Source organism: Rhodococcus sp. DT1, from assembly GCF_049844875.1.
In the GTDB taxonomy this organism is placed as follows: domain Bacteria; phylum Actinomycetota; class Actinomycetes; order Mycobacteriales; family Mycobacteriaceae; genus Rhodococcus.
On the sequence record NZ_JBNCLW010000001.1, the window covers coordinates 161601 to 177659 of the forward strand.

At 68.8% G+C, this 16059-nt stretch carries 13 protein-coding genes; 12 read left to right on the top strand and 1 reads right to left on the bottom strand.

The features are described 5' to 3' along the window. The first annotated feature begins 4 nt into the window (after nt 1-4). The 12 genes from ACLQ3J_RS00740 to trmD all read left to right on the top strand — a co-directional run bounded on the left by ACLQ3J_RS00740 (nt 5) and on the right by trmD (nt 14928). Nucleotides 5-286, top strand: a complete 282-nt coding sequence (locus ACLQ3J_RS00740) for an acylphosphatase (protein WP_169620528.1) — start codon at nt 5-7, stop codon at nt 284-286. Between the two features lie 22 nt (nt 287-308). After that, the gene (gene smc, locus ACLQ3J_RS00745; RefSeq protein ID WP_296550954.1) at nt 309-3935 is read left to right on the top strand and encodes a chromosome segregation protein SMC; all 3627 of its coding nucleotides are present in this window, start codon (nt 309-311) and stop codon (nt 3933-3935) included. Between the two features lie 12 nt (nt 3936-3947). Next, nucleotides 3948-5462: a signal recognition particle-docking protein FtsY gene (gene ftsY, locus ACLQ3J_RS00750; RefSeq protein ID WP_425901910.1), complete on the top strand. Its 1515-nt coding sequence runs from the start codon at nt 3948-3950 to the stop codon at nt 5460-5462. A 268-nt stretch (nt 5463-5730) separates the two neighbouring features. Then, the gene (locus tag ACLQ3J_RS00755) at nt 5731-7038 is read left to right on the top strand and encodes an ammonium transporter (protein ID WP_169620531.1); all 1308 of its coding nucleotides are present in this window, start codon (nt 5731-5733) and stop codon (nt 7036-7038) included. Nucleotides 7039-7127: 89 nt separating this feature from the next. Beyond that, on the top strand, nt 7128-7466 hold the full coding sequence (locus ACLQ3J_RS00760) for a P-II family nitrogen regulator (RefSeq protein ID WP_169620532.1): 339 nt from the start codon (nt 7128-7130) through the stop codon (nt 7464-7466). Next, nucleotides 7456-9969 carry a [protein-PII] uridylyltransferase gene (locus tag ACLQ3J_RS00765; protein WP_169652435.1) on the top strand — a complete coding sequence of 838 codons (2514 nt, stop codon included), beginning with the start codon at nt 7456-7458 and terminating at the stop codon, nt 9967-9969. The genes ACLQ3J_RS00760 and ACLQ3J_RS00765 overlap by 11 nt, the downstream gene beginning before the upstream one ends. A gap of 112 nt (nt 9970-10081) precedes the next feature. Beyond that, entirely contained in the window at nt 10082-11650 is a 1569-nt protein-coding gene (gene ffh, locus ACLQ3J_RS00770) for a signal recognition particle protein (protein ID WP_425901912.1), read from the top strand. A 6-nt stretch (nt 11651-11656) separates the two neighbouring features. Continuing rightward, the gene (locus tag ACLQ3J_RS00775; RefSeq protein WP_169620535.1) at nt 11657-12763 is read left to right on the top strand and encodes an amidohydrolase family protein; all 1107 of its coding nucleotides are present in this window, start codon (nt 11657-11659) and stop codon (nt 12761-12763) included. A 172-nt stretch (nt 12764-12935) separates the two neighbouring features. Beyond that, the gene (gene rpsP / locus ACLQ3J_RS00780) at nt 12936-13370 is read left to right on the top strand and encodes a 30S ribosomal protein S16 (RefSeq protein ID WP_169620536.1); all 435 of its coding nucleotides are present in this window, start codon (nt 12936-12938) and stop codon (nt 13368-13370) included. After that, nucleotides 13370-13612, top strand: a complete 243-nt coding sequence (locus ACLQ3J_RS00785) for an RNA-binding protein (RefSeq protein WP_072698641.1) — start codon at nt 13370-13372, stop codon at nt 13610-13612. Before rpsP ends, ACLQ3J_RS00785 begins: the two co-directional genes overlap by 1 nt. Nucleotides 13613-13622: 10 nt before the next feature. Continuing rightward, nucleotides 13623-14216 carry a ribosome maturation factor RimM gene (gene rimM, locus ACLQ3J_RS00790; RefSeq protein ID WP_169620715.1) on the top strand — a complete coding sequence of 198 codons (594 nt, stop codon included), beginning with the start codon at nt 13623-13625 and terminating at the stop codon, nt 14214-14216. A 4-nt stretch (nt 14217-14220) separates the two neighbouring features. Further along, nucleotides 14221-14928 (top strand): tRNA (guanosine(37)-N1)-methyltransferase TrmD, encoded by a 708-nt coding sequence (gene trmD / locus ACLQ3J_RS00795; protein WP_169620537.1) that lies wholly within the window; start codon nt 14221-14223, stop codon nt 14926-14928. A gap of 19 nt (nt 14929-14947) precedes the next feature. On the opposite strand, the gene ACLQ3J_RS00800 is transcribed toward trmD, so the two are convergent. Then, complete coding sequence (locus tag ACLQ3J_RS00800; protein WP_169620538.1) at nt 14948-15964, bottom strand: serine hydrolase; 1017 nt, start codon at nt 15962-15964, stop codon at nt 14948-14950. Nucleotides 15965-16059 lie beyond the last annotated feature (95 nt).

Consider the following 16059-nt stretch of genomic DNA (forward strand, 5'->3'; position numbering starts at 1 on the left):
TACCGTGACCGAGACACCGCAGCGCCTGACCGCGTGGGTGCACGGACGCGTGCAAGGCGTCGGATTCCGCTGGTGGACGCGGGCGCGCGCACTCGAACTCGGTCTGGTCGGTCACGCCACCAACCACCCCGACGGGCGGGTCCTCGTCATCGCCGAGGGTCCGCTCGCCGACCTGGAACGGCTCCTCGACCTGCTCCGCTCGCCGGGGACGCCGGGCGAGGTCCGGCTCGTCGTCGAGAGCTGGGAACCTGCACGGGGCGGCCTGACCGGGTTCGTCGAGCGCTGAGTCGCCGGTAAGGTTCTCTCCCATGCACTTGAAGAGTCTGACGCTGAAGGGCTTCAAGTCTTTCGCGTCGTCGACGACTCTGCGCTTCGAGCCCGGTATCACTTGTGTCGTCGGACCGAACGGCTCCGGCAAATCCAACGTTGTCGATGCCCTCACCTGGGTCATGGGGGAGCAGGGCGCCAAAGCTCTGCGCGGCGGCAAGATGCAGGACGTCATCTTCGCGGGCACCGCGGGCAGGCAGGCACTCGGCCGCGCCGAAGTGACCCTCACGATCGACAACGCCGACGGCGCACTGCCCATCGAATACTCCGAAGTCTCCATCACCCGGCGCATGTTCCGCGACGGCGCCGGCGAATACGAGATCAACGGCAGTTCGTGCCGGCTCATGGACGTGCAGGAACTGCTCTCCGACTCCGGCATCGGCCGTGAGATGCACGTCATCGTCGGCCAGGGACGCCTCGCCGCCATCCTCGAATCGCGCCCGGAAGATCGCCGCGCCTTCATCGAAGAGGCTGCCGGGGTTCTCAAACACCGCCGCCGCAAGGAAAAGGCCGTCCGCAAGCTCGACTCGATGCAGGCCAACCTCGCCCGGCTCACCGACCTCACCGCGGAACTGCGCCGCCAGCTCAAACCGCTGGGCCGGCAGGCGGAGGTCGCGCGCCGTGCACAGAGCATCCAGGCCGACCTGCGCGACGCGCGGCTGCGGCTCGCCGCCGACGACCTCGTCACCCGGCGCGCGGAACTCGCCGGCCAAGACGAGCAGGAACGCACCATCCGGGAGCGCCTCGACCACATCCTGTCCGCCCTCGACGACGCCAACATCGAACTTGCCCACTTCGAGCAGTCGCTCGCCCAGCTCACTCCGGGCGCGGAGGCCGCGTCGCAGGCGTGGTTCCGGCTGTCCGCGCTCGCCGAACGGGTGTCGGCGACAGTGCGGGTCGCGCAGGAACGCGCCCGCCACCTGCACAGTGAACCCGAGGACCGCTCCGGGCAGGACCCCGACGAGATGGAGGCCCGCGCCGACCGGATCGCCGCCGAGGAAGCCGAACTCGTCGAAGCCGTCGAGATCGCGCACGGAACGCTCGAGGCCGCACGGGAACAACTCGCCGCGCAGGAAGAACTCGCAGTTGCCGCCGAACGGGCACACATGGCGGCGGTGCGTGCCATCGCCGACCGACGCGAGGGGCTCGCACGCCTCGCCGGGCAGGTCGACACGTTCCGCACCCGGGCGGACTCCGTCGACTCGGAGATCGCGCGCCTGACCGTCGCGATCGAAGAAGCACGCCTGCGCGGCGTCGAGGCCCAGGCTGAGTTCGAAACCGCGCAACGCAGCATCGCCGACCTCGACGCCGGGGAGATCGACGCGGACGCGCAACACGAACGGGCAGTCGCTGCGCAGCGCCTCGCCGACGCGCGGGTCACCGAACTGCAGGAAGCCGAACGTGCGGCCGGCAAGGAGGTCGCCTCGCTCGAGGCCCGCATCGACGCACTGTCGATGGGACTCGAACGTAAGGACGGCGCTGCCTGGTTGCTCGGCAACGACACCGGAGGAGCACTGCTCGGATCCCTCGCCGAGCGCTTGCGGGTGACACCCGGGTACGAGGCCACGGTCGCGGCCGCGCTCGGCCCCGCCGCCGATGCCCTCGCGGTGGCGTCGGTGCGGTCCGCGAACGACGCGGTGGCCGCACTCGCGGCAGCCGACCAAGGGCGGGTCGCGTTCGTCGCCGCCGACGCGTCCGGCCCCGGCGACGCGGGCGATCCACCGAGCGGCGCGCGCTGGGTCCGGGACGTCGTCGACTGCCCCCCGGACCTACGTGGAGCGCTCGACGCCCTGCTTGCCCGCACCGTCGTCGTCGACGATCTCGACGCGGCGGCACACGTGTGTGCCCAGCGCCCCGACCTGCGTGCGGTGACCCGTGGGGGAGATCTCGCCGGTTCCGGCTGGGTGATCGGCGGATCGGATCGTGCACCGAGCACCCTCGAGATCCAGGCCGCGATCGATACGTCGCGCGACGGTCTCGACCGCGCGGTCCGGCGGTCCGAAGAACTCGCGGCGGCGCTCGCCGGCGCGCTCACCGAACAGAAGGATCGCGCCGAGCACGTCGAGCAGACCCTCGCCGCTCTCAACGAGTCGGATGCCGCGATGTCGGCGGTGTACGAGCAGCTGGGGCGGCTCGGGCAGGTGGCGCGAAACGCCCACGCCGAATCGGAACGGCTCGCCGCTCAGCGTTCGGCGGCAGAGAAGGAACGCGACACCGCGCGGGAGAAGCTCGTCGAGCTCGAAGAGCGGCTGCGGCTCGCGGAAGACGAACAGTCCGGCACCGGAGACGGCAGCGGCACCGACTCGACCGCGGCCGAGCGGGAGATGACCGCAGCGGCCCTCGCCGAAGTGCGCGCAGTCGAGGTCGAAGCCAGGCTCGCGGCCCGTACGGCAGAGGAACGCGCGGAATCCCTTCGCGGTAAAGCAGATTCTCTGCGGCGCGCCGCCCAGGCCGAGCGGGAGGCCCGCGCCCGGGCCGAGCGTGCCCGCCGCAGCCGGCGACAGGCCGCTGCGGTCGCCGCGGCGGTCGCGGAAGCAGGAGGCCGGGTCTCGGCGCATCTCGAAACGGTTGTCGCAGAGGCACTCGCCCACCGCGAGGAACTCACGCGCCTGCGCACCGAATGCACCGAGAAACTGGAACACGCGCGTGCACTCGTGCGGGAACTCACCACGCAGCGCGACCAGCTCACCGACTCCGTTCACCGCGACGAGGTGGCCCGTGCTCAGGCGGCGCTGCGAATCGAGCAGCTCGAGCAGACGATTCTCGAGCAGTACGGCATCGCGCTCGAGGATCTGGTCGCGGAATACGGACCCGATGTGCCGCTGCCTCCGAGCGACGTCGAGATCGCGGAGTACGAGCAAGCTCGTGAGCGGGGGGAGCAGGTGGTCGCGCCTCAACCCATGCCCTACGACCGGACGACCCAGGAGCGGCGAGCCAAGCGCGCCGAGAAGGATCTCACCACGCTGGGCAAGGTCAATCCCCTCGCACTCGAAGAGTTCGCAGCCCTCGAAGAGCGGTACAACTTCCTGGCCACGCAGCTCGAGGACGTCAAGAATGCCCGCAAGGACCTCCTGGCCGTCGTCGACGAAGTGGACGCCCGGATCCTGCAGATCTTCACCGAGGCGTGGGTCGACGTCGAACGCGAGTTCGAGCAGGTGTTCGCGAAGCTGTTTCCCGGTGGTGAAGGCCGGCTGGTGCTCACCGAGCCCGGCAACATGCTCACCACAGGCATCGAGGTCGAGGCCCGGCCCCCGGGCAAGAAGGTCAAGCGGTTGTCGTTGCTGTCCGGTGGCGAGAAGTCGCTGACCGCAGTGGCGATGCTCGTCGCGATCTTCCGGGCCCGGCCGTCCCCGTTCTACGTCATGGACGAGGTCGAGGCCGCACTGGACGACACCAATCTCCGGCGGTTGATCGGACTGTTCGAGCAGTTGCGGGAAAAATCCCAGCTGATCGTGATCACGCACCAGAAGGCCACGATGGAAGTGGCCGACGCGCTCTACGGGGTCAGCATGCGCGGCGACGGCATCACCCGTGTCATCTCCCAGCGCATGCGCGGCCAGAACGTCCCGACACCCGTCCCCGGGCCGGAGGAAGAGGCGCAAGCCTGACAGTATGGGGGCGTGAGTACCGGAGCTTGGATAATCATCGCGGCCGCCCTGGCGGTTGTTCTCGTTGCGCTCGTCGTCGGTCTGACGCTGTACCGGCGCCGACAGGTGTCGCTCCAGGTGAAGGACACGCCTGAGCTCGACGCCGCCGACACCAAGGACCGCTCCGGCGGTTACACGGCGCAGAGCGGGTTCAGTTTCACCCAGGGGCCCACCGCCACGGCGCCGCCGCAGCCTGTCGAGCGGCCGGTGCCCGACAAGGCGCCCGCACCGCCCACGGTGCCGTTGCCGGAGGAGGTCACGGAGGCTCCGGCGCCGCCGACCACGCCGACCCCGCCGAAAACCGGTCCGGCCGAGCCCGCAGCAGCTCCCGAGACCGCTCCCGCACCTGAGACCGCTCCCGAGACCGCTCCCGAGACCGCTCCCGAGACCGCTCCTGCACCCGAGACGGCGCCGGAGACCGTCGAACCCGAGGCAGTTCCCGAGACCACGGAGCCCGTCGAGCCCGTCGTCGTGACGCAGCCGACGACCGAGACGACCGTCGAGACGGAATTGGCGCCGGCACCGGTCGAGCCTGCCGCACCGGCCGCGCCCGACCTGGACGAGATCGACCCCACAGCCGGCCGGCTCGTGCGCCTGCGCGGGCGCCTCGCCCGCTCGCAGTCCGCGGTCGGCAAGAGCCTGCTCGGGCTGCTCGGCGGCGGCGACCTCGACGAGGACTCGTGGGAGGAGATCGAGGACACGCTGCTCGTCGCAGACCTCGGTGCCGCGACCACGACCAAGATCGTCGATCGTCTGCGTGAGCAGATCGCACTGAACACGGTCCGTACCGAGGCGGAGGCGCGCGCCCTGCTGCGCAGCGTCCTCGTCGACGAGTTGCGACCCGAACTCGACCGTTCGATCCGCGCATTGCCGCACAAGGACCATCCGGCCGTGCTGCTCGTGGTGGGCGTCAACGGCACCGGAAAGACGACCACCACCGGCAAGCTCGCCCGCGTGCTCGTCGCCGACGGCCGCCGGGTGCTCCTCGGCGCCGCAGACACCTTCCGTGCCGCTGCGGCAGATCAGTTGCAGACCTGGGCGGAACGCGTGGGCGCCGAAGTGGTGCGCGGCAAGGATTCCGCCGACCCGGCCGCCGTCGCATTCGATGCGGTGGCGAAGGGGATCGAGAACGGTGTCGACGCGGTCCTGATCGACACCGCGGGGCGCCTGCACACCAAGATCGGCCTGATGGACGAACTCGGCAAGGTCAAGCGCGTCGTGGAGAAGAAGGCCGCGGTCGACGAGGTACTGCTCGTGCTCGACGCGACCATCGGCCAGAACGGTCTCATGCAGGCCCGGGTGTTCGCCGACGTCGTCGACATCACCGGTGTCGTCCTCACCAAGCTCGACGGCACCGCCAAGGGTGGCATCGTGTTCCAGGTTCAGCACGAGCTCGGTGTGCCGGTCAAGCTCGTCGGTCTCGGAGAAGGCGCCGACGACCTCGCGCCGTTCGAGCCGGAGGCATTCGTGGACGCTCTGCTCGGCTGACAGTCCCGCTGCGACACGCTCGATGTGGCCGCTTCCCTCCACAGAGGGGAGCGGCCACTCGCATGTCGGGCCTCGCATGAATCGGGCGAAATCGGCGAATACGCCGTGCGCGCGCCGTTGTTCTCCACAGGCGAAACACAGACGAAACACAGTCCGGTTCGTCGTTCACACCTCCGAAACAGTGCGGCGCTTCCGATGAAACATGACGCCGCCAAGCTTTCCCTCGATGACGACGCGCCGTCCGGCGCGACCAACAGGGAGGTTGCAAGTGGAGGAAGTGGTGAACACCGGGGACGCAGCATGGATGCTGATGGCAGCGTCGCTCGTGCTGTTGATGACACCGGGCCTGGCGTTCTTCTACGGCGGAATGTCCCGGGCGAAATCCGTCCTGAACATGATGATGATGTCGTTCGGGGCGATGGCCGTGATCGGCGTCGTCTACGTCCTGTGGGGCTGGTCGATGTCCTACGGCTCGCAAGACATCGCCGGCATCTTCGCGAACCCGTTCCAGCACTTCGGTCTGCAGGGTGCGATCTACGACGAGAGCGGCGAGTTCCTGCCCGGTCTCGGAAACTACCCGCAGATCATCGACATCGGCTTCCAGGTGACCTTCGCGATCATCACCACCGCGCTGATCAGCGGTGCTCTGTCGGAGCGCGTCAAGTTCGGAACCTGGATGGCGTTCGCGGCGATCTGGGTCACCTGCGCCTACTTCCCGCTCGCCCACATGGTGTGGGGTGGCGGCCTGCTCTCCGGTTCGGAAGACGGACTCGCGGCCAAGCTGTTCGGCACGTCGGACGACGGTGAAGGTGGGCTCGTTGCCACGGTCTCACCGATCGACTTCGCCGGTGGCACCGTGGTCCACATCAACGCCGGTGTCGCAGCCCTCGTGCTGGCGCTGGTGGTCGGCAAGCGCGCCGGCTTCGGACGCACCGCGTTCCGCCCGCACAACCTCCCGTTCGTCATGCTCGGCGCCGCCCTGCTGTGGTTCGGCTGGTTCGGCTTCAACGCCGGTTCGGCATTCGCCGCAGACGGAACCGCGGGTCTCGCCTGGGTCAACACCACCACCGCAACCGCCGCCGCGATCCTCGGCTGGCTCCTCACCGAACGACTGCGTGACGGCAAGGCCACCAGCCTCGGTGCCGCGTCGGGTGCCGTCGCCGGCCTGGTCGCCATCACTCCGGCAGCCGGCTCGCTGAGCCCGGTCGGCTCGATCGCCCTCGGTGTCATCGCCGGTGTGCTGTCCGCCCTGGCCGTCGGCCTGAAGTACAAGTTCGGCTACGACGACTCGCTCGACGTCGTCGGCGTGCACCTCGTCTCCGGCCTGTGGGGCACCGTCGCCATCGGGTTCCTGGGAACCGAGACCGGCCTGTTCTACGGCGGCGACTACAAGCAGCTCGTGGTCCAGATCGTCATCGCGGTCGTCGCCCTGGTGTTCACCGGTGTCGTCACGCTCGTGATCGCATACGCCCTCAAGCCGCTCGGCTGGCGTGTGACGGACGAGGAAGAAGCCCGCGGAATCGACGAAGCCGAGCATGCGGAATCCGCATACGACTTCGCCACCGCGTTGAAGTGAACGACTTCTCCAACGCACCGAAGTGATAAGAAGACCAAGACAGCGGGCAGTGATCGCAGTAGCCAGTGGGCACTGGGAAGGATGAGGATATGAAGCTGATCACGGCAATCATCAAGCCGTTCACGCTCGAGGATGTCAAAGCGGGTCTCGAACAGGCGGGCGTGCTCGGCATGACCGTCAGCGAGGTGCAGGGCTACGGGCGCCAGAAGGGTCACACCGAGGTGTACCGCGGCGCCGAGTACTCCGTCGATTTCGTGCCCAAGGTGCGCGTCGAGGTCGTCGTGGACGACTCGGCGGTCGAGAAGGTCGTCGAGACCATCGTCGAGGCTTCCCGCACCGGCAAGATCGGCGACGGCAAGGTGTGGATCACCCCCGTCGAGTCGGTGGTCCGAGTTCGTACCGGAGAACGAGGAACGGATGCACTCTGACCCCCACGGGTCCGGAACTCGAGGCCCTGGCCCCGCCGCTTCGGCGGCGGGACCGGGGCCCTCGGTGTCTTCGGGCCACAACACCGCACACTCCGGAGCGGCCGACCTCGCCGCCGCCCGCGATGCCCTCCTGGCCGGCACCTCCCGAAACCGGCGCCTCGATACGCCCGCACTCCGGCACGCACTGGTCGACCTGCACGAATTCTGGTTGACCACGAAGGGTGCCGAGCTCGGCATCAAGCACGACTGTGGATTCGCGATCGTCGCGGTGGGTGGTCTGGGCCGTCGCGAGATGCTGCCGTACTCGGATCTGGACCTGATCCTCCTTCACGACGACATGGACAGCGCCGTGGTGTCCCAGGTCGCCGACAAGCTCTGGTACCCGCTGTGGGACGCCCACATCAAACTCGACCACAGTGTGCGCACGGTCCCGCAGGCGCTGCAGGTGTTCTCCTCGGACCTCACGGCGGCGCTGGGGATGCTCGAAGCCCGGCACATCGCCGGTGACGTGGAGCTGAGCAACCTGCTGATCGGCGGGGTGCGGCGCCAGTGGCGTACCGGGATCCGCTCCCGCTTCGACGAACTGCTCGAGATGACAGAGACCCGATGGCGGCGCAGCGGGCAGATCGCGCACCGCGCCGAACCCGACCTCAAGAGCGGCCGCGGAGGGCTGCGGGACGTACAGCTGCTCAATGCCCTGTCCGTCGCGCAGCTCACCGACGGCATGCCGGGACTCGGTCCGGACGTGCCCGGTGGCGGTCTCGCCGCCGCGCACCGCCGGCTCCTCGACGTGCGTACCGAACTCCACCGCGTCGCGGCACGCGGCCGCGACCAGCTCCGTGCGCAGGATGCCGACGAGATCGGGGCGGCGCTCCGCATCGGCGACCGCTTCGACCTCGCGCGCGTGCTCACCGAATCCGCGCGAACAGTGAGCTATTCGGTGGACGTCGGGCTCCGGACCGCCGCGAACTCGCTTCCACGCAAGGGCCTGTCGAGGTTGCGGCGCGGACCGGTGCGCAGGCCACTCGACGAGGGCGTCGTCGAGCACGGGGGAGAGGTCGCTCTCGCGCGGGACGCACATCCGCGACGCGACCCGGGACTGATCACGCGGGTCGCTGCCGCCGCAGCGCAGTCCGGCCTGCCGATCTCCGCGGCCACCCTGACCAGGCTCGCGGACAACGCACCCGAACTCCGGGAACCGTGGCCGCGGGAAGCGCTCAACGACCTGCTCGTGCTGCTCGGTTCCGGGCGACGCGCAGTGGACGTGATCGAGTCGCTCGACCGGACGGGCCTGTGGGGCCGACTCCTACCCGAATGGGGTGCGGTGCGCGACCTGCCGCCGCGCGACGCCATCCACACGTGGACCGTCGACCGGCACCTCGTCGAAACCGCGGTGTATGCGAGCGAACTGACGACGCGCGTCGCACGCCCCGACCTGCTCGTCCTGGGCGCGCTCCTGCACGACATCGGCAAGGGAAGGGGCGGAGACCACAGCGTCGTCGGGGCCGAACTGGCCCAGCAGATCGGCAGGCGCATGGGACTGTGGCCGTCGGATCTCGGCATGCTCACCGCGATGGTGCGCCACCACCTGCTGCTGCCGCACACCGCGACCCGGCGCGACCTCGACGACCCCGAGACGGTGGCGTCGGTGGTCGAGGCGCTCGACGGTGACCCCGTCCTGCTCGAACTGCTCCACGCGCTCGCGGAAGCCGATTCACAGGCCACCGGCCCCGGGGTGTGGGGTGACTGGAAGGCGTCGCTGATGCGGGAACTGGTGCGGCGGTGCCGCATGATGATGGCCGGTGAGGAGCTTCCCGTTCCCGACCCCATCGATCCGGAACTGGCGGCGCTCGCCGCGGAGGGCGCCACGCATGTCGCGCTCGATCCCCGCGAGGACGGCCGCAGCTACTCGGCCACCTTCATCGCTCCCGACGAACGAGGCGTGTTGTCGGACGAGGCGGGTGTCCTTGCCCTGCACGGACTCCGGGTGCTGTCCGCGTCGATCGGCAGCCATGCCGGCAGCACGGTCAACACCTTCGTGGTGGTGCCCCGATTCGGTGCACCACCGGAGGCGAGCCTGCTCCGGCAGGAACTCGGCCGAGCTCGATCCGGAGACCTGGACCTGCTCTCCGAACTCGACGCGAAAGACCGCGCCGCGCGGGAAGGCCGGACTCCGGAGCGGGCCGAGCACGCCGTGCCCGGCATGTACGCGCAGGCGCCACCGCGCCTGATCTGGTTCGACGCGTCCGAGCCCGGACAGGTGGTGCTCGAACTGCGCGCGGAGGACCGCCTCGGACTGTTGTGCCGGCTGGCCGATGTGTTCGAACGGGTCGGCGCCGATGTGCGCTGGGCGCGGGTGACCACGCTCGGCACGACCGTGGTCGACGCCTTCGGAGTGGACCTGACCGGGCTCGACACACGAGCGTCGCGTGAGCGCCTCGAGCGTGAGCTCCTCGCCGTCCTGCCTACGGCCGAGCCGAAGAAGCCCGCAACGGAGTCCTGAACGACCGTGATCCTGCCGGCTGGGTGGCCGCACTCGATGCTTGTGGATCGGGAGCGGCTACCCTGGTTCGCAGAATTGTCCGCATCTTCGTCATAGCCCAGGAGCGCATTCGGTGTTCGAATCCCTTTCCGACAGGTTGACAGGGGTCCTGAAGGACCTGCGGGGCAAGGGACGCCTGTCCGACGCAGACATCGACGCCACGTGCCGCGAGATCCGCCTCGCGCTTCTCGAGGCCGACGTCGCCCTTCCCGTTGTGCGCGAGTTCATCAAGAAGATCAAGGAACGCGCCAAGGGTGCCGAGGTGCACGGCGCGCTCAACCCCGCGCAGCAGGTCGTCAAGATCGTCAACGAGGAACTCGTCACGATCCTCGGCGGTGAGACGCGCCGGCTGCGCTTCGCGAAGACCCCTCCGACGGTCATCATGCTCGCCGGTCTGCAGGGTGCCGGTAAGACGACCCTCGCCGGCAAGCTGGCGAAGTGGCTGAAGGATCAGGGCCACACGCCACTGCTCGTCGCGTGCGACCTGCAGCGGCCCGGTGCCGTGACGCAGCTTCAGGTGGTCGGTGAACGCGCCGGGGTCTCGGTGTTCGCGCCCCACCCCGGAACGTCCATCGGCGGCGGCGAGAACGCTCTGGGCATCACGGCGGCAGACCCCGTCGCGGTGGCCGAGCAGGGCATCGCCGAGGCGAAGAGCAAGCAGTACGACGTCGTGATCGTCGACACCGCCGGTCGTCTCGGCATCGACGAGGAACTGATGGCTCAGGCCGCCGGGATCCGCGATGCGGTCGATCCCGACGAGGTGCTGTTCGTCCTCGACGCGATGATCGGCCAGGATGCCGTCAGCACCGCCGAGGCCTTCCGTGACGGCGTCGGATTCAGTGGCGTCGTGCTGACCAAGCTGGACGGCGATGCCCGCGGTGGCGCCGCCCTGAGCGTCCGCGAACTGACCGGTCAGCCGATCATGTTCGCGTCGACCGGTGAGAAGCTCGAAGACTTCGACGTCTTCCACCCCGAGCGCATGGCGAGCCGGATCCTCGGCATGGGCGACGTGCTCACCCTCATCGAGCAGGCCGAGCAGGTCTTCGACGCCGAGCAGGCCGAAGCCACGGCCAACCGGATCGGTTCGGGAGAGCTCACGCTCGAGGACTTCCTCGACCAGATGATGGCCGTCCGCAAGATGGGGCCGATCGCAAACCTCTTGGGCATGCTGCCCGGCGCGGGCCAGATGAAGGACGCGCTGGCCAACGTCGACGAGAAGCAGCTCGACCGCATCCAGGCGATCATCCGCGGCATGACCCCGGCCGAGCGGGCGAACCCGAAGATCATCAACGGTTCGCGTCGTCTCCGTATCGCCAACGGTTCCGGCGTGAAGGTCTCCGACGTGAACCAGCTCGTCGACCGCTTCTTCGAAGCCCGCAAGATGATGACGGCGATGGCCGGCCAGATGGGCATGGGCTCTCGCAAGAACCAGCGGTCCAAGAAGGGCAAGAAGGGCAAGAAGGGCGGCCGCGGGCCCACTCCGCCGAAGGTGCGGGGCGGCTTGCCCGGCGGCTTCCCGGGCCTGCCCGGCGGACTTCCGGGTGGCATGCCGGATCTGTCGAAGATGCCGAAGGGTCTCGACGAGTTGCCGCCCGGCCTCGAGGGATTCGACCTCTCGCAGTTCAAGCTGCCGAAGAAGTAGCGACCGGTGGCAGGGGGGACCGCCGAGGCATTCGCGGTTCGGGGAAAGACGCTCGACGGTGAGCCCGTCGAACTGTGGGTCGGCTCGGACGGCATGTTCGCGTCCGAGCCGATTCCCGGCGCCGAGGTTGCGTCGACCGGCGGGTGGATCCTGCCCGGTCTCGTCGATGCCCACTGCCATGTCGGAATCCGCTACGGCGGCGGCATCGAAGACGCTGCCGGGGCCCTCGCGCAAGCGATCGTCGAGCGGGACGCGGGCGTCCTGTTGCTCCGCGACGCCGGGTCTCCCGCCGACACGCGCAGCTTCGACGACGATCCGGCCCTGCCGCGGATCGTCCGCGCCGGCCGTCACATCGCACTCCCGAAGCGGTATATCCGGGGTCTGCCGGTCGAACTGGACGACGAATCGCAACTTCCCGCGGAGGTGGTGAGGCAGGCGCGCGCCGGCGACGGCTGGGTCAAACTGATCGGCGACTGGATCGACCGGGGGAGCGGCGACCTGGCGCCGTTGTGGAGCGATGCCATCCTCGTCGAGGCGATCGCCGCGGCACACCGCGAGGGCGCCCGCGTCACCGCGCACGTGTTCGGTGAAGACGCGTTGCCGGGTCTGCTCGCCGCGGGGATCGACTGCATCGAGCACGGCACCGGCCTGACCGACGAGACGATCGCGACCATGGCGGCAGCGGGCACCGCGCTCGTCCCGACGCTGGTCAACATCGACAACTTCCCCGAAATCGCCGATTCCGCAACGCGTTTCCCAGTGTATGCCGCGCATATGCGGGATTTGCACGCCCGCGTCGCCGACACGATCGGCGCGGCCCACGACGCCGGGGTCCCCATCTATGCCGGCACGGACGCCGGTGGGCACGTCCGGCACGGCCGGATCGCGGACGAGATCGCCGCACTCGCCCGCGTGGGTCTCGGCCCGACCGAAGCGTTCGACGCGGCCGGGTCGGCGGCCCGGACGTGGCTCGGCCACCCCAGCCTCGAGCCGGGCACTCCGGCCGACTTCATCGTCTACACCGAGGACCCGCGCCGGGACCCCGCGGCAGCACGTCCGGATCTCGTCGTCCTCCGCGGTGCGGTCGTCACGCGGAGTGCATCACTCGCGTGACCTCCGGTTTCGTCCTGGCTCGGCGATCTGGCAGAATGGACCGCTGTCGTCGCATCCGGTTACGTACCGCGCGGCGGTCACAGGTTAGAGGCAAAACCGGGCGTGCCAAAAGGGTGCGCCGTCCGAATTGCACGTGACATGCGCCTTGTGCGCTTCGAAGGAGAACTCAGCCATGGCTGTGAAGATCAAGCTCACCCGTCTCGGCAAGATTCGCAACCCGCAGTACCGCGTGGTCATCGCGGACTCGCGTACCCGTCGCAACGGCCGGGCGATCGAGACGATCGGCAAGTACCACCCCAAGGAAGAGCCGTCGCTGATCCAGATCGATTCGGAGCGCGCGCAGTACTGGCTGAGCGTCGGCGCACAGCCGACCGAGCCCGTCCTCAACCTTCTGAAGATCACCGGTGACTGGCAGAAGTTCAAGGGCCTGCCGGGCACCGAGGGCACCCTGAAGACCGCAGAGCCCAAGCCGTCCAAGCTCGAGCTGTTCCAGGCCGCTCTCGCGCAGGCCGAGAACGAGCCGGCCGCCGCAGCGACCACCCCGAAGAAGAAGAAGGCTGCCAAGGAAGAGGCCACCGAGGCCGAGTCCACCGAGGCCGCCGAGTAATGAGCACCGTGGTCGCCGACGCCGTCGAGCATCTTGTTCGTGGAATCGTCGCCAACCCCGATGACGTCCGCGTCGACCTGATCACAGGCCGACGGGGACGCACCGTCGAGGTTCACGTCAACCCCGACGATCTCGGCAAGGTGATCGGTCGTGGTGGGCGTACCGCCACCGCGCTGCGGACCCTCGTCACCGGCATCGGTGGCCGGGGCATTCGCGTCGACGTCGTCGACACCGACCGATAGGCGCATGCAGGTGGAGCTCGTGGTAGGCCGGGTGGCGAAGTCGCACGGCATCAAGGGTGAGGTGGTCGTCGAGGTTCGCACCGACGAACCCGAGGAGCGCTTTGCTGTGGGTGCGGTCCTGCGTGGCCGCAAACCCCGCGAGAAGAACCTGCAGGACTACACGGTAGAAGCCGCCCGGGAGCATTCCGGGCGGCTTCTGCTGCGCTTGACCGGGGTTGACGATCGCAGCACGGCGGACGCGCTGCGCGGAACCCTGTTCGTCGTCGACAGCGACGACCTGGGGCCGTCCGACGATCCCGACGAATTCTACGATCACGAACTCGAAGGGCTGTCGGTGCGCATCGTCGCCGGCCGTCCCGACGGCGGCACCGTGGTGGGCACCGTGCGCGAGGTGCTGCACACGGCCGCCGGTGAACTGCTCTCGCTCCGTCCCGTCGACGACGAGCGCGCGGAACTGCTGATCCCGTTCGTCACCGACATCGTGCCGACCGTGTCTCTCGCGGACGGTGTCATCGAGATCGATCCGCCCGAAGGTCTGCTCGACCCCGACTTCGGGGAGCCGCCTTCGAAGGCGTCACAGCGGAACAGCAAGGGAGACAGGTAGTTCCGTGCGACTCGATGTCGTCACCATCTTTCCCGAATATCTCGCACCGATGCGTGCAGCGCTCCTTGGCAAGGCCATCGACAAAGGCCTGATCTCCGTGGACATCCACAATCTCCGCGACTGGACGCACGACGTCCACAAGGCCGTCGACGACTCGCCGTACGGCGGGGGTCCCGGAATGGTCATGAAACCCACCGTCTGGGGGCCTGCCCTCGACGACGTGCTCGCCGGCCCCGACGGCGACACCGACCCCGACGTCCTGCTCGTCGTCCCCACCCCCGCGGGGCGGCCGTTCGACCAGGCCACCGCCCAGCGCTGGTCGCAGGAGAAGCGCATCGTCTTCGCGTGCGGCAGGTACGAAGGCATCGACCAACGTGTCTTCGACGACGCGGCCCGCCGCGTGCGCGTCGAGGAAGTGAGCATCGGGGACTACGTACTGATCGGCGGGGAAGTCGCGGTACTCGTCATGGTCGAGGCCGTCGTCAGGTTGCTCCCCGGCGTCCTCGGCAATCAGCAGTCGCACCAGGAAGATTCCTTCTCCGACGGACTCCTCGAGGGACCGAGCTATACGCGGCCCGCCAGTTGGCGTGGACTGGACGTACCGGCGGTGCTCCTCTCGGGCGACCACGCGAAGGTCGCCGCCTGGCGCCGGGAGCAATCGCTCGCCCGCACCCGGGAACGCCGGCCCGACCTGCTGCCCGACGAGAACTGACCGCTCTGCGCGCTGCCGCTCAGCGATCGGCGCTGCTGCCCAGTGCCGTCTCCACCGCCATCGACACCGTCTCGCGCGCATGCCGGGCGCTGCCGTCGTAGGTCACGTCGTAGAGCGCCGTATCCGGCAGGCTTCCCGTGCCGAACTCGGGATCGCCCTCCTCGTAGGTGACCTCTTCCTGCGACGTCACGGCCACGACATACCGTTGGTCGTCGCCGAAGAAACCGGTGGACAGGTGCACCCACTCGCCGTCGAGGCAGCACATCCATCCCTGCTTGACCCCGAGATCGGTCATGCCCGGCAGGCCTTCGGGCAGACCGAACGTCTGGTCGTACCCGTCCGATCCTGTGGGTGTGAAATCGGTCAGATATCCGATGATCCGGGCGCGCGCCTCTTCGTCGAGCCCGCCGCGACCACCGAGCACATCGTCATACCAGGTGAGCAGGTCCGACGCCGTGGTCGTCGTGTTCCACCACCACGGTGAGAACGGCGGCGTGGTCCCGGTGAGGTTGTGCCGCTCCGCAACCCGCAAGACCATCTCCGAACCACCGTGCTGCGCCCACAGCAGATTCGCGGCCGTGTCGTCGGACGACCGGAGCATGTTCTCGATGAGGTCGTAGTCGTCCTCGGTGAGTGTCACTTCGCCGGTCGACTCGCGGAACAGCAGGTCGTCGGCGAGAAACAGTTTCACCACCGATGCGGTTTCCACGGGCTCGTCCACGCCGCCCACCGTGCGTGCGCCGGTGCTGCGATCCAGCACGGCGATGGTCATCCGGGCACCCCGGCGTTCCGCGAGGGTCGCTGCCGCTTCGATGCGGTCGGCGACCGACTCCACGTCGAGTGAGGACGAGCCCATCTGCAAGGCGAGGTCCGCGAACCCGTCACCGTCGGTATCCGTGACACCCGGGTTCAGCGCGGCAAGCGCCGGCACGATCTCTTTCGACCCGTCGGACTGCGATCCACACGCCACTACCGTTGCTGCTGCGAGCAGCACCGTTGCGTACGACCGAGCACCGGTCCGGCGACCCCGATTCATCGTTTGCTCCTGTATGCCATTGTGCGGCGCGCAGCACCATGCGTCCACGCGTCCGTCGTCGACGCTCCGTCCGGAACCCGATGTGGCGCCCGGGG